At 62.3% G+C, this 14,376-nt stretch carries 13 protein-coding genes; 12 read left to right on the top strand and 1 reads right to left on the bottom strand.

All coding sequences use genetic code 11. From position 1 onward, the window contains the following. Nucleotides 1-12: 12 nt before the first annotated feature. The 11 genes from VL598_RS07225 to cysM all read left to right on the top strand — a co-directional run bounded on the left by VL598_RS07225 (nucleotide 13) and on the right by cysM (nucleotide 11,586). Nucleotides 13-1,419, top strand: coding sequence for a 3-phosphoshikimate 1-carboxyvinyltransferase (locus tag VL598_RS07225; protein ID WP_325326020.1), 1,407 nt, complete (start codon nucleotides 13-15; stop codon nucleotides 1,417-1,419). Next, the gene (cmk, locus tag VL598_RS07220) at nucleotides 1,416-2,090 is read left to right on the top strand and encodes a (d)CMP kinase (protein WP_325326019.1); all 675 of its coding nucleotides are present in this window, start codon (nucleotides 1,416-1,418) and stop codon (nucleotides 2,088-2,090) included. Before VL598_RS07225 ends, cmk begins: the two co-directional genes overlap by 4 nt. A gap of 182 nt (nucleotides 2,091-2,272) precedes the next feature. Next, nucleotides 2,273-3,985, top strand: coding sequence for a 30S ribosomal protein S1 (rpsA, locus tag VL598_RS07215; protein ID WP_325326018.1), 1,713 nt, complete (start codon nucleotides 2,273-2,275; stop codon nucleotides 3,983-3,985). A 22-nt stretch (nucleotides 3,986-4,007) separates the two neighbouring features. Then, the gene (locus VL598_RS07210) at nucleotides 4,008-4,334 is read left to right on the top strand and encodes an integration host factor subunit beta (protein WP_325326017.1); all 327 of its coding nucleotides are present in this window, start codon (nucleotides 4,008-4,010) and stop codon (nucleotides 4,332-4,334) included. 394 nt (nucleotides 4,335-4,728) lie between these two features. Then, on the top strand, nucleotides 4,729-5,022 hold the full coding sequence (locus VL598_RS07205; RefSeq protein WP_325326016.1) for a LapA family protein: 294 nt from the start codon (nucleotides 4,729-4,731) through the stop codon (nucleotides 5,020-5,022). 66 nt (nucleotides 5,023-5,088) lie between these two features. Then, complete coding sequence (gene lapB, locus VL598_RS07200) at nucleotides 5,089-6,264, top strand: lipopolysaccharide assembly protein LapB (RefSeq protein ID WP_325326015.1); 1,176 nt, start codon at nucleotides 5,089-5,091, stop codon at nucleotides 6,262-6,264. Nucleotides 6,265-6,313: 49 nt separating this feature from the next. Then, nucleotides 6,314-7,732: a UDP-glucose/GDP-mannose dehydrogenase family protein gene (locus VL598_RS07195; RefSeq protein WP_325326014.1), complete on the top strand. Its 1,419-nt coding sequence runs from the start codon at nucleotides 6,314-6,316 to the stop codon at nucleotides 7,730-7,732. Beyond that, nucleotides 7,719-8,720, top strand: coding sequence for a D-glycero-beta-D-manno-heptose-7-phosphate kinase (rfaE1, locus tag VL598_RS07190; RefSeq protein ID WP_325326013.1), 1,002 nt, complete (start codon nucleotides 7,719-7,721; stop codon nucleotides 8,718-8,720). The genes VL598_RS07195 and rfaE1 overlap by 14 nt, the downstream gene beginning before the upstream one ends. A gap of 113 nt (nucleotides 8,721-8,833) precedes the next feature. Then, nucleotides 8,834-9,826 carry an ADP-glyceromanno-heptose 6-epimerase gene (gene rfaD / locus VL598_RS07185; RefSeq protein ID WP_325326012.1) on the top strand — a complete coding sequence of 331 codons (993 nt, stop codon included), beginning with the start codon at nucleotides 8,834-8,836 and terminating at the stop codon, nucleotides 9,824-9,826. Between the two features lie 96 nt (nucleotides 9,827-9,922). Then, the gene (locus VL598_RS07180; RefSeq protein ID WP_325326011.1) at nucleotides 9,923-10,330 is read left to right on the top strand and encodes a ComEA family DNA-binding protein; all 408 of its coding nucleotides are present in this window, start codon (nucleotides 9,923-9,925) and stop codon (nucleotides 10,328-10,330) included. A 353-nt stretch (nucleotides 10,331-10,683) separates the two neighbouring features. After that, the gene (gene cysM / locus VL598_RS07175) at nucleotides 10,684-11,586 is read left to right on the top strand and encodes a cysteine synthase CysM (protein WP_325326010.1); all 903 of its coding nucleotides are present in this window, start codon (nucleotides 10,684-10,686) and stop codon (nucleotides 11,584-11,586) included. Here cysM and mltB read toward each other — a convergent pair. Continuing rightward, nucleotides 11,556-12,872, bottom strand: coding sequence for a lytic murein transglycosylase B (gene mltB / locus VL598_RS07170; RefSeq protein ID WP_325326009.1), 1,317 nt, complete (start codon nucleotides 12,870-12,872; stop codon nucleotides 11,556-11,558). The two genes, cysM and mltB, sit on opposite strands and share 31 nt — an antisense overlap. A 397-nt stretch (nucleotides 12,873-13,269) precedes the next feature. Here mltB and VL598_RS07165 point away from each other — a divergent pair, with 397 nt between their 5' ends. After that, nucleotides 13,270-14,193: a histone deacetylase family protein gene (locus VL598_RS07165; protein ID WP_325326008.1), complete on the top strand. Its 924-nt coding sequence runs from the start codon at nucleotides 13,270-13,272 to the stop codon at nucleotides 14,191-14,193. The last annotated feature ends 183 nt before the right edge of the window (nucleotides 14,194-14,376 follow it).

Here is a 14,376-nt window from a genome sequence, read left to right as displayed (position 1 = left end):
CCAGGAACCGATATGGACCATCTCGATCTCGGACCGTTTTCCCATGCTGAGGGCACGATCCAGCTGCCCGGATCCAAGAGCATCTCGAACCGGTTGCTGCTGCTCGCGGCGCTTGCCGAAGGCGAAACGACGATTTCGAACCTGCTCAATTCCGACGATACGCGCGTCATGCTCGAGGCGCTGGGAAAACTGGGCGTCAAGTACACCCGCGAAGGCGATGTCTGCATCGTGACAGGCACTCGCGGCGCGTTCAGGGCTCAGCGGGCCGATCTGTTTCTCGGCAATGCGGGCACGGCGGTGCGGCCGTTGACGGCAGCGCTCGCCTTCAATGGCGGTGACTATCGCGTGCATGGCGTGCCGCGCATGCACGAGCGTCCGATCGGCGATCTTGTCGATGGCCTGCGCCAGCTCGGCGCGCGCATCGATTACGAGACGAACGAGGGCTACCCGCCGCTGCGCATTCGTCCGGCGGATATCGCCGTGGATGGCCCGATCAGCATTCGCGGCGACGTGTCGAGCCAGTTCCTGACCTCGCTCTTGATGGCGCTGCCGCTCGTGCGCCTCAAGCGGTCAGCGGCCGAGGGCGCAACGCAAGCGGCCGCAAGACTCCCGGAGGCTGAGGCAACCGCAGACGCTGCGGCGGCCGCCCGCGCAAGCAGCGGTGAGCGGGTTGTCATCGAAGTGGAGGGCGAGCTGATTTCGAAGCCCTACGTGGACATCACGATGCAGCTGATGGAACAGTTCGGCGTGGAGGTCGAGCGTGATGGTTGGCGTTGCTTTCGCGTGCCGGCTGGGGTGCGCTACCAATCGCCGGGTTCGATTGCGGTCGAGGGCGACGCGTCCTCCGCCTCATACTTCCTGGCCGCGGGTGCGCTGGGCGGCGGCCCAGTGCGTGTCGTCGGCGTCGGCCGTGAGAGCATCCAAGGCGACGTTGCATTCGCCGAGGCGCTTGGACGCATGGGCGCGAACGTTGCGATGGGGGACGACTGGATCGAGGTGCGCGGCATTGGCCATGATCATGGCCGGCTCGAAGCCATCGACATTGATTGCAACCTGATTCCGGATGCGGCGATGACGATTGCCGTCGTCGCGCTGAACGCGCGCGGCACGACGCTGCTGCGCAACATCGGCAGCTGGCGGGTGAAGGAGACGGATCGTATCGCCGCGATGGCGACCGAGCTGCGCAAGCTCGGCGCGATCGTCGACGAGGGGCCGGACTATCTGGCAATACGGCCGCCGAGCGCGCTAACGCCCCACGCCGCGATCGATACGTACGACGATCACCGCATGGCCATGTGCTTTTCGCTCGTGAGTCTGCTCGGCGTGCCGGTGCGCATCAACGATCCCCTTTGCGTCACGAAGACATTCCCCGATTATTTCGACCGTTTCAAGAAGCTCGTCGCACCCGCTGCACCATGAAATCAACACGTCCGTTTCACCAGACCCCCGTTATCACCATCGATGGCCCGACCGCGTCCGGCAAGGGCACCGTCGCCGCGCTCGTCGCAGCACAACTCGGGTTTCACTTGCTCGACAGTGGCGCGCTTTACCGGCTCGCCGCGCTCGCGAGCGTACGCTACGATGTGGCCCCGGACTCGCCCGAAGCCCTCGTGGCGCTAGTCGACGATCTTCACATCACATTCCGCGAGGGCTGCGCCCAGCTCGACGGCGTGGATGTGTCCGACGAGATTCGCAAGGAAGCAATTGGCAACCGGGCTTCTGCGATCGCCGTGCACCAGCCGGTGCGCGATGCGCTCGTGGCGCGGCAGCGCGCGTTTCGCAAAGAGCCGGGTCTCGTTGCGGACGGACGCGACATGGGAACCGTCATCTTCCCCGATGCCGTGCTGAAAGTGTTTCTGACGGCGAGCGTCGAGGCGCGCGCAGAGCGCCGGTATAAGCAATTGATACAAAAAGGCTTTTCTGCTAGTATGGATGACTTGCTCCGGGATTTGCGTGAGCGCGATGAGCGCGACACCCAGCGTGCCGCCGCGCCGCTCAAGCCCGCAGCGGAAGCGAAGCTGCTTGATACCTCGGCACTTTCGATCGACCAGGCTGTCGATCAGGTGGTGCGGTGGTACGGCGCAATGTAGTAGGTGTTTTGCATGGGCCCAACCAGGTAGATGAGCTACGTAGATGAGCTCGGTAGGGCCTGCGCAAGACGTTATGTTTAACCCTTAACCCCGTATGGCGTGCATTGCGCGTCGGGCCTTCAGGCGCTTTCCTTGAGCGCGAGGCCGAGCTGGCGACAATCAGCCATGCAATTCCGATTTTTATGTCCGACCTGCAAACCTCCAACCCGAATACCGAATCTTTCGCGGCGCTTTTCGAAGAGTCGCTGACCAAGCAAGACATGCGCGCCGGCGAAGTGATCTCCGCCGAAGTCGTGCGTGTCGACCACAATTTCGTGGTCGTCAACGCTGGTCTCAAGTCCGAAGCCTACATTCCGATCGAGGAATTCCTGAACGATCAGGGCGAGGTGGAAGTGCAGGCGGGCGACTTCGTTTCCGTGGCGATCGATGCGCTCGAAAACGGCTATGGCGACACGATCCTCTCGCGCGACAAGGCGAAGCGTCTGGCCTCGTGGCTGTCGCTGGAGAAGGCGCTCGACAACAACGAGCTCGTCACCGGCACGATCACCGGCAAGGTGAAGGGCGGTATGACTGTCATGGTCAACGGCATCCGTGCGTTCCTGCCCGGTTCGCTCGTCGATACGCGCCCCGTGAAGGACACGACGCCGTACGAAGGCAAGACGCTGGAATTCCGCGTCATCAAGCTCGATCGCAAGCGTAACAACGTGGTGCTGTCGCGCCGTGCCGTGATCGAGGCGACGCAAGGCGAAGAGCGCGCGAAGCTGCTCGAGACGCTGAAAGAAGGCGCGATCGTCAACGGCGTGGTCAAGAACATCACCGATTACGGCGCGTTCGTCGACCTCGGCGGCATCGATGGCCTGCTGCACATCACCGACATCGCATGGCGTCGTGTGCGTCATCCGAGCGAAGTGCTGTCGGTTGGCCAGGAAGTCACGGCCAAGATCCTGAAGTTCGATCAAGAAAAGAACCGCGTCTCGCTCGGCATCAAGCAACTCGGTGACGATCCGTGGGAAGGTATCTCCCGCCGTTACCCGTCGGGCACGCGTCTGTTCGGCAAGGTCACGAACATCACCGACTACGGCGCATTCGTTGAAGTCGAATCGGGCATCGAAGGCCTCGTCCACGTCTCGGAAATGGACTGGACGAACAAGAACGTGGCACCTTCGAAGGTCGTTCAACTCGGCGACGAAGTCGAAGTCATGGTGCTCGAGATCGACGAAGACCGTCGTCGTATCAGCCTCGGCATGAAGCAGTGCAAGCCGAATCCGTGGGACGACTTCAGCCGCAACTTCAAGAAGGGCGACCGGATCAGCGGCGCGATCAAGTCGATCACCGACTTCGGCGTCTTCATCGGCCTGCCGGGCGGCATCGACGGCCTCGTCCACCTGTCGGATCTGTCGTGGAGCGAGTCGGGCGAGGAAGCTGTCCGCAAGTACAAGAAGGGTGACGAAGTCGAAGCGATTGTGCTTGGCATCGACGTCGAGAAGGAGCGCATCTCGCTTGGCATCAAGCAACTCGAAGGCGACCCGTTCAGCAACTTCGTAGCGATGAACGACAAGGGCGCGATCGTCGAGGGCACGGTGAAATCGGTCGACGCCAAGGGCGCGGTGATCGGGCTTTCGGCCGAGGTCGAGGGCTATCTGCGTGCTTCCGAAATCGCACAAGATCGCGTCGAAGATGCGCGCAACGTGCTGAAGGAAGGTGCCACGGTGAACGCGATGATCATCAACATCGATCGCAAGTCGCGCGGCATCAACCTGTCGATCAAGGCGAAGGATTCGGCTGACCAGCAAGAGGCGATTCGCGGTCTTGCGTCTGATACGAGTTCGGCAGCCTCGGGCACGACCAACCTCGGCGCGTTGCTCAAGGCCAAGCTCGACGGCCAGAATCAGTGAGCGTTTTTAGGTCTGCCGCCGTATGACCAAATCTGAATTGGTCGCCCAGCTGGCAGCGCGATTTCCGCAACTTGTCCTCAAGGATGCGGATTTCGCGGTGAAGACGATGCTCGATGCGATGTCCGAGGCGCTCGCCAAAGGTCATCGCATTGAGATTCGCGGCTTCGGCAGCTTCGGCCTCAATCGTCGTCCTTCACGCGTCGGACGCAATCCCAAGTCGGGTGAGAAAGTGCTGGTGCCGGAAAAGCACGTGCCACATTTCAAGCCCGGCAAGGAGTTGCGCGAACGCGTCGACCGTCGGGCGGGTGAGCCGCTTGACGTAGTCAGTGAAGACGACGATGTCGCTTGAAGCGGGCCGGCAAAACGCCGTCCGTTGACATACCGTGGTCGATCAATGGTGGAACCGGCCTGTTGATTGGCTTCCATCGAAGTAGATTGAAGAGCGCCTTCGGGCGCTTTTTTTTATGCGCGCTCGGCATGTGTGCGTGCATGTGGTGTCCTTCGCGTCTCGGGTAGAGCATGAAGGCCGAGCTCATGGGTATTGCGCCGCATGCTGCAAATCCTTGCAACGGATGTGCTGCGTGCCCGACCAAAGAAGGCTTTCCTTTACAATACGGGCGTTCGCGCATGGGCAGTAGTGGCGGCCCGTGCACCGCGCGTCCTCAAGCCTGTCGCAATTGCATGTGACGCTTATGCGGCGCTCTTACATCGACAGCGACAAGGCCTTTGTTGAGAGAGACCCTATGAAACTGATCGTTTGGTTGATCCGTGCGTTGGTTTTCGTGCTGCTGCTCGTGCTGGCGATCGCCAACCAGCAACATGCCACGCTTAATCTGCTGCTCGGCTATGTTTGGCAGGCACCGTTGATTTTGATCGGCCTTGCGTTCTTCGGGGCAGGTCTCGGCGCGGGGCTGGTTTCGTCGCTGCCGGCGATGGTGCGGCTCAAGCTCGAAAACGGCCGGCTCAGGCGCGATTTGCGCACGGCGCGCGAAACGCCGGCTGCCGTCAGCGAGCCGCCGCTGCCGCCTATCGTCTAACGCGGCGCCTCGGTTGCCGACGCGCTTTATTTCCACGTCTTTTCGTCGACTTACGCTTGCTCTCGCATGGATCTCGATTTTTGGTGGTTGTTGATCATCCCCGTGGCGTTTGCCCTCGGCTGGATGGCGGCGCGCTACGATTTGAAGGCGCTTCTGTCCGAAAGCGCCAGCTTGCCGCGCTCGTATTTCCGCGGCCTCAATTTTCTTTTGAATGAGCAGCCGGATCAGGCGATCGACGCTTTCATCGAGGTGGTCAAGCTCGATCCCGAAACGATCGAGCTGCACTTCGCGCTCGGTAATTTGTTTCGCCGCCGCGGCGAAACCGATCGGGCCATCCGCATTCACCAAAACCTGTTGAGCCGGGCCGATCTGCCAGAAAGCGAGCGCGATCATGCGCTTTTTGAGCTTGGGCAGGACTTCTTGAAGGCGGGCCTCCTCGATCGCGCGGAGGAAACGTTCGGGCGGCTCGATAGCGGCGAGCACGCACTCGGCGCGCAACGGGCGCTGCTGACGATCTTCGAGATCGAAAAGGAGTGGGGCAAAGCCATCGAGACGGCCGAGAAGCTCGAGGAAATGGGGGCACCGCCGCTCACGAAGGAAGTGGCGCAGTTCCACTGCGAATTGGCTCAGGAGGCATTGAGCCGCAAGGACGGCGCCGCTGCGGCCTCGCATCTTGCACGCGGGCTGGATGCCAATCCGCAGAACGTGCGGGCGACGATACTGGCGGGGGACGTTGCGGCGGCTGCCGGCGACTACGCGGCTGCCATCGAGGCTTGGCGGCGTGTCGAGGAGCAGAACCCCGTCTATTTGCCGCTCGTGGCCGAGAAACTGATGGCGGCCTATACCGCGCTTTCACGGGCGCCCGAAGGCGCCGATCTTCTGACGAGCTATGTCGAGCAGCACCGTTCGAGCGATCTGCTCGATATCGCCTATCCGCATGTCGCCGCGCTGCGTGGTAACGAGGCCGCTCATACGCTCGCCCGAGAGCAAATGCGGGCGTCCCCAAATCTTGCTGGCATGACGCGCCTCGTCGAGGCGCAGATGGCGGTGGCCGAGGAGCCGCGTCGCAGTGAGCTCGAATTAATCCGAATACTGATCAAGCAGCGCACCAAGAATTTGCCACGATACACGTGCCAAAATTGCGGTTTCAGGGCGCGGCTTTTCTATTGGCAGTGCCCCGGCTGCAGCGGGTGGGAATCCTACGCCCCGCGCCGGGTCGAGCCGATCGTGACGCCGCAGTGACGTCGCCCGCCGGCCGAAGGCCAAAGCCGGCAATCAACTATGAACGCGTATGAAAATCACCATTATTGGGACGGGCTACGTCGGTCTCGTCACGGGCGCCTGCCTCGCCGAAATCGGCAATGACGTTTTCTGTCTCGATGTCGATCAGCGCAAGATCGATATCCTCAACAGCGGCGGCGTCCCGATCCATGAACCGGGGCTGCAAGAAATCATCGCGCGCACGCGCGCGCACGGGCGCATCACGTTCTCGACGGACGTCAAAGCGAGTGTCGAGCATGGCGAGGTGCAGTTCATCGCAGTGGGCACACCGCCCGATGAGGACGGTTCGGCCGACTTGCAGTACGTCCTCGAGGCCGCACGCAACATCGGCCGCTACATGAATGGGTTCAAGGTTATCGTCGACAAATCGACGGTGCCGGTCGGCACAGCCGAACGCGTGGGCGCCGCCGTAGCCGCTGAGCTCCAAGCCCGCGGCATGGCGGGTAGTGCGTCGCAACAGTTCTCCGTCGTTTCGAATCCGGAGTTTCTGAAGGAAGGTGCGGCTGTCGAAGATTTCATGCGGCCCGACCGCATTGTGCTCGGCAGCGACGACGACGAAATGGGGCGCCTTGCACGCGAGAAGATGAAGCGCCTTTACGCGCCGTTCAACCGCAATCATGAGCGCATGCTTTACATGGATGTGCGCTCCGCCGAGTTCACGAAGTACGCGGCCAACGCCATGCTCGCCACACGCATTTCGTTCATGAACGAAATGTCGAACCTGGCCGACCGCGTCGGCGCAGATATCGAGGCCGTGCGTCGCGGCATCGGCTCGGATCCGCGCATCGGCTACCACTTTCTTTATGCTGGCGTGGGTTATGGCGGCTCCTGCTTTCCGAAAGACGTCCAGGCGCTCGTGCGCACGGCGGGGGAGAATGGGCAGCGCCTGCGCATCCTCGAGGCCGTCGAGGATGTGAACCACGAGCAGAAAGAAGTCATCGTGCGCAAGATCGAGCACACGCTCGGCCACGATCTCGCGGGCCGCACTTTCGCGATCTGGGGCCTTGCGTTCAAGCCGAATACCGACGATATGCGCGAGGCGCCGAGCCGACGCGTTATCGCAGCACTGCTTTCGCGCGGAGCCACGGTGCGTGCCTACGATCCCGTCTCGCTTGACGAGGCGCGGCGCGTGTTCGCGCTCGATCTCGCCGACGCACCGGACGCGCTGGCACGGCTGTCGTTTGCGACTACGCAGGAAGAAACGCTCGCAGGCGCCGATGCGCTCGTGATTCTGACCGAATGGAAGGAGTTCAAGAGCCCGGACTTCCTGCATATGAAGTCGGTGCTGAAGGCGCCCGTCATTTTCGACGGCCGCAATCTCTATGAACCGGAAACGATGGCCGAGCTCGGCATCGACTATTACGCGATCGGGCGCCCCCATGTCCAAATCGACACCACAAACCATACCGCAGCCCATGAGCGCGCCTGACACAGACGTGCGCGCGCCGCTGGCGGCTGCATCGCCCACAGCCGATTTCCCGGTCGTGCCGCGCGAGCGCTTGGCACAGGCCCGCGTGCTGGTGGTGGGCGATGTCATGCTCGATCGCTATTGGTTCGGCGACGTCAATCGGATCTCGCCGGAAGCACCGGTGCCCGTCGTTCACGTGCAGCGCCAGGAAGATCGGCTCGGCGGCGCCGCGAACGTCGCGCGCAACGCCGCCGCGCTCGGCGCGCAAGCGGGGCTGCTTTGTGTCGTCGGTCGCGACGAGCCTGGCGAGCGGATCGTCGAACTCCTGAAAGTCAGCGGTGTGGTGCCACATCTCGAGCGCGATGCGGATCTCTCCACAACGATCAAGCTGCGCGTTCTCTCGCGCCAGCAGCAGTTGCTGCGGCTCGATTTCGAAAATATGCCGGCGCACGAGGCGCTGCTCGCGGGCTTGGCGCGATTCGATGCGCTGCTTGCCACGCATGACGTCGTGCTGTTGTCCGATTACGCAAAGGGCGGCCTGACCCACGTCACCAAAATGATCGAAAAGGCGCGTGCTGCGGGCAGGCCAGTGCTTGTCGATCCCAAGGGGGACGACTGGGAGCGCTATCGCGGCGCAACCTTGATCACGCCGAACCGCGCCGAGCTGCGTGAAGTGGTCGGCCAATGGAAGTCGGAGGAGGATCTCGTTGAGCGCGTAACGGACTTGCGAGCTTCTCTCGGGCTCGAGGGCTTGCTGCTGACGCGATCAGAGGAGGGCATGACGCTCTTCACGGCGGACGGCGAGCTTCACGTCCCGGCCTTTGCTCGTGAGGTGTACGATGTCTCCGGCGCAGGCGATACCGTCATCGCGACACTGGCTGTCATGCTCGGCGCACAACTCCCGCTCGTCGATGCGATTGCCCTCGCGAACCGCGCGGCGGGCATTGTCGTCGGCAAACTAGGCACGGCGACCGTCGATTACGAGGAGCTTTTCGCGCCGGCGGGCTGAGCTCTCCCGTGCGAGTTGATTCCCCCAATGAGTAGCGAAGATCGAGTGGGGCGGCAGGGCTTGCGAGCCGCTCGATCTTCAGCGCGGTTTTCTATCTCTTCGCTATTACGATCATGACCATCATCGTCACCGGAGCTGCGGGTTTTGTCGGCAGCAATCTCGTCAAAGCGCTCAACGAGCGTGGCGAGACACGCATCGTCGCTGTCGACAATCTCACGCGCGCGGATAAGTTCAAGAACCTCGTCGATTGTGAGATCGACGATTATCTCGACAAGACGGAGTTCGTCGAGCGCTTTGTCCGCGGTGATTTCGGCAAGGTGCGCGCGGTGTTCCACGAAGGCGCGTGCTCCGACACGATGGAGACGGACGGCCGCTACATGATGGAGAACAACTTCCGCTACAGCCGTGCCGTGCTGGACGCTTGCCTCGTGCAGGGCACGCAGTTTCTGTATGCGTCGTCGGCGGCCATTTACGGCGGCTCGACCCGGTTCGTCGAGGACCGTGAAGTTGAAGCGCCGCTTAACGTCTACGGCTACTCGAAATTCCTGTTCGATCAGGTGGTTCGTCGTGTGCTGCCGAGCGCGAAAAGCCAGATCGCCGGTTTTCGCTACTTCAACGTCTACGGCCCGCGCGAAGCGCACAAGGGCCGCATGGCGTCGGTGGCGTTTCACAACTTCAATCAGTTTCGCGCAGAGGGCAAGGTCAAGCTCTTTGGCGAGTACAACGGCTATGCGGCGGGTGAGCAAACGCGCGACTTCGTCTCCGTCGAAGACGTCGTGAAGGCGAACCTGTTCTTCTTCGATCATCCGGACAAGTCGGGCATTTTCAATCTCGGCAGCGGCCGAGCGCAGCCGTTCAACGATATCGCAACGACAGTCGTCAATACGCTGCGCGCGCTGGAGAACCAGCCGGCACTCTCGCTCGCCGAGATGGTGCAGCGCGGGCTCATCGAGTACGTGGCGTTCCCCGATGCGCTACGCGGCAAGTATCAATGCTTCACACAAGCCGACCTTTCGCGCCTGCGCGCGGCCGGCTACGAGGCACCGTTTCTGACGGTGCAAGAGGGCGTCGATCGCTATGTGCGTTGGCTGTTCGGCCAACTGTAAGGCGCGCATCAATCTCCCTACACTGGGATCTCTCGGCCGGCCTGCGACGTTACCGCGCTTCTCCGCTCGGGGGCCGTCATGTTTAACGGAGATCCCATGTTCAGACGATTTCTACACTGGTTTGCCGCAGCTGCGCTTGCCGCGCTGTCTGTTCAGGCGCTTGCAGCCGTCGATGTCAATGCAGCCGACGAGTCGGCGCTCATCGGCATCAAAGGCATCGGCCCTGTTAAAGCGCGGGCGATTCTCGATGAACGGGCCGCGGGTGGACCGTTCAGAGACGCCGCCGATCTGGCCGAGCGCGTCAAGGGCCTCGGCGGCCAAGCGCTTCTGCGATTGCAAGCCGAGGGGTTACGCGTCGGTACGATCGCGGCCGTGCCCTTCGATCATCTCAACGCCGCGCGCGCCCTCACGCGTGCGCAGGCGCACCCCACCGCAGTGGCTCTGCGTGGGGCCGACTTCACCACTCGTGCGCTGATGCCGACATCGAGCGCGATCAGGCAGTAAGCATTCGGCGCGACAGCAGGCTGTACGGCCGGTGGTGTTGGCCGTTCGGCGAGCGCGTTCGAAACTCGCGCCCGTGCTGTGTTTGGACTTGCCTCGGCATACCGTCTCCTTCGGTCGTCTGTCGGAAGACGGCTTCCCGCGGCTTTGCCGCGGGTTTTTTGCATGGGGCGGTGGCCTTTCTACTTCATCAAGGGCTGCCGAGGCGACAACCAGCATGCATGGGCTACGGCGGCGTCGGTAAGCGTCGGTCGGTAAGTAAGCGGCGCAGGGCAACCGGTCGAGCCGCCGGGCGCGCCATCTCACGCTGCTTTACAATCGAACGCTTTGACGACGATTCACCGAGCGCAACACCCATGCCATACAAGACCATCGAAGACACGATCGGCAACACGCCGCTCGTGCAACTCGTGCGGTTGCCTGACGATGAGGTCCGCAGCCGCAACAACATCATCCTTGCCAAGCTAGAAGGCAATAATCCGGCGGGCTCGGTGAAGGATCGGCCCGCCTTGTCGATGATCAAGCACGCTGAGGCGCGCGGACGCATCAAGCCGGGTGACACGCTCATCGAGTCCACCAGCGGCAATACGGGCATCGCACTGGCGATGGCCGCGGCGATTCGTGGCTACAAGATGGTGCTCGTGATGCCGGAGGACCTGTCGGTCGAACGTCGCCAGAGCATGGCCGCATACGGCGCACAAATCGTGCTCACGCCGGTGCAGGGCGGCATGGAGTACGCGCGCGACCTAGCCGAAGAGATGCAGCGTGAAGGAAAGGGCGTGATTCTCGATCAGTTCGCCAACGCTGACAATCCGCTGGCGCATTACGAAAGCACGGGCCCCGAGATCTGGCGCGACACAGAAGGCCGTGTGACGCACTTCGTCTCCTCGATGGGCACAACCGGCACGATCATGGGGACCTCGCAGTACCTGAAGGAGCAGAACGACGCGATCGAGATCATCGGCGCACAGCCCGAGGAAGGCTCACGCATCCCCGGCATTCGCAAGTGGCCCGAAGCCTACCTGCCGAAGATTTTCGACCGTAGCCGTGTCGATCGCACGGAAAGCGTTTCTCAAGTTGCCGCTGAGGCGATGGCGCGCCGCATGGCTGCCGTCGAAGGCATCTTCTGTGGCATCTCGTCCGGCGGCGCGTGCGAAGTGGCATTGCGCATCGCCCGCCAGGTGGAGAACGCGACCATCGTCTTCATCGTGTGCGATCGCGGCGACCGCTATCTATCGACGGGGGTCTTTCCGGCCTGAGCCGGGCCGTTGGTTGCGCTCGGTGTGGATCCGCCAGGATTCGCACCGCGTGCGCCACCGGGGTTCAACTGTGAAGCTTGCGCAGGTGCGTGGCCCGCTTGCATGCCAAGCGTCTGCGCGTCGACGCGTGCCTTGACCGTCTCCCCAAGCTGATAGACGGCGAGCGCATAGAAAAAGCTGCGGTTGTACCGCGTGAGGACGTAGAAGTTCTGCAAGCCGAGCATATATTCGGTCGGCTCGCTTGGGCTCGGCAGATCGATGACGAGTACTGGCGTGGCCGCTTCTCCGATCATGTCTAGGCCGGGTTCGTCGAGCAGCATGCCCGCGCGCAGCAACTGCGCGAGCGGCCAATGCGGCTCTGGCTGGCCGTCCGCCGCGGCTTGCGCGATACCCAGGCTGCCCGCATCGTGCGAGATCTTCCATACGACGGGCTGGCCTGCGCTCCAGCCGTGCTCGCTCAGAAAGTGAGCGACGCTGCCGATGGCATCGGCCGTGCTCGTGCGCAGATCGATGTGATCGTTGCCCTCGAAATCGACGGCGTACTGCACGATGCTGCTAGGCAAGAATTGTGGAATGCCGATGGCACCTGTGTACGAGCCGCGCACGGTGGTCGGGTCGATCTGCACATTGCGCGTCCAGATCAGGTAGTCCTCCAGATTCTTGCGAAACGTCTTTTCGCGTTCAGCCCGGTTCGGCGTATCCGGATAATCGAAGGTGAGCGTTGTGAGGGCGTCGAGCACGCGGAAGTTGCCCATATAGCGACCGTACATCGTCTCGACCCCGATGATGCCCACGATGACCTCCGGAGGCACGCCGTATTGCTGGTAAGCGCGCTCTAGCGTTGCGCGGTTCTCGAGCCAGAACTTGACGCCAGCATTGATCCGCACGGAATCCAGGAAACGCGCCCGGTACACTTGCCAGTTCTTGATGGCGGGCGAGGGCGCTGGCAGGACGAGCTTCGCGATCGTCGGCGAGTAGTTCGCGCTCGCGAAAAGCGTGTGCAATGCCGTGGCATCGAAGTCATACCGCGAGACCATATCGTCAATGAATGTATTGACCTCAATATTGTCGGCATATCGCTGCAACACCAGTTGTGCCTCAGCCGGGTTGGGCCGCGACAATTTTGGCAGCGGATTCTGCACAGCCTGCGCCGCGGTGGGGCGGGCGTTGGTCTGAGGCACAGCATTCGTTGTTTCGGCGAAAGCGGCAGCCGTCCCGGCGAAGAGGAGCAGCGCGGCGAGGGCCAACGTTTTGATGGAATTCGATGGGGTGGTGGCAGCAGTCATGTGCGAGCGGCTAGGGCGGAGTGCGGAGGAAGCTGCGTAAAGCGTTGTGTGGGATGGCGTACAAGCTCGCGCGAAGCCGTTGATCACACCAATGGCTTGGGGCTCGGCGCAGTATAGCGAAGGGGCGCGGTGTGCGAAACCGAGATGTGGTTCGCTTGGCACTTGGGGCCGCTCAGCCATCTTTCACGTTTCGATGCCGCCGCCTAACAGACGATGCAGCCGACGCTGCCGACGCCTCGATGCAGGTCTCCGGTCACATACCGCTTCGTACTGTGTCACCTCGGCCCCGCAGCTTCATTGTCTCAGGTCCAGTACCGCTACACGGCTGTGGTAACGTAGCTTATTTCCGAGCCCGAGCCGAACAAGGAGACATGCCGGACACGGCAGACGAACCAACATGGCGACCGCTGTTTATTCACATGCTGATTGTCTTCTGCACGAGATGGGCCCGGATCATCCGGAATGTCCCGAGCGGCTGCAGGCGATCGAGGATCAGCTGATCGCGAGCCGGATTGCGCCGCTAATCATGCGCGAATCGGCGCCGCTGGCCGGGATGGACGATCTCGCACGCGTGCACACGCATGCACATATCGAGTTCATACGGTCTCGCGCGCCGAGCGAGGGCTACACGGTCATCGATCCCGACACGTCAATGAACCCGCACACGTGGCAAGCTGCGCTGCGCGCCGCTGGCGCGGCTGTAGCGGCGACGGATGCGGTCATTCAGGGGCACTACGACAATGCGTTTTGCAGTGTGCGGCCGCCCGGGCATCATGCGGAGCCGTCGCAGGCGATGGGCTTCTGCTTCTTCAACAACGTCGCCATCGCCGCGCGGCGCGCGCTTACCGTTCATGGTCTGACACGCGTGGCCATCGTCGATTTCGATGTCCACCATGGCAATGGCACCGAGGCGGCGTTTGCGGGCGATGCGCGCGTGCTGATGTGCAGCTTTTTTCAGCATCCGCTCTATCCCTTCAGTGGTGTGGAAAATCCGGCGCCGAACATGGTCAACTTGCCGATGCCGCCACGCACCAAAGGCGATGTCGTCAGGGAAGCAATCGAGAGGGCCTGGTTGCCGCGTCTCGAGGCGTTCAAGCCCGAGATGATTTTCATCTCGGCGGGGTTCGACGCTCATCGCGAGGACGATATGGCCAACATGGGCCTCGTCGAGGACGACTACACCTGGATCACCGAGCGAATTTGCGAGGTCGCGGAGCGGCACGCGGGCGGCCGGATCGTCAGTTGCCTCGAGGGCGGCTACAACCTGTCGGCGCTCGGGCGCAGCGTGGTCGCGCACGTGCGTGCGTTGGCGGGAATTTAGCCCGTCTCGGTACGAGGATTCGATCCCGGCTCCAGCGAAGCGCTGGGTGCTTATTCCAATACGGCATGCCGTCGCAACCATCGATTATTTAATCAAATGGACGCAACGCAGTAGTATTGCGGGCTTTGCCGAACGAGCCACGGCGGCATGATGCCCCTTGATGCACCGACGAGTCGTGAGCGG

Source organism: Trinickia sp. (genome assembly GCF_035492435.1).
In the GTDB taxonomy this organism is placed as follows: Bacteria; Pseudomonadota; Gammaproteobacteria; order Burkholderiales; family Burkholderiaceae; genus Trinickia.
Note: the sequence above shows the minus strand (reverse complement) of the source record. Positions and strands in the feature narration are given on the sequence as shown.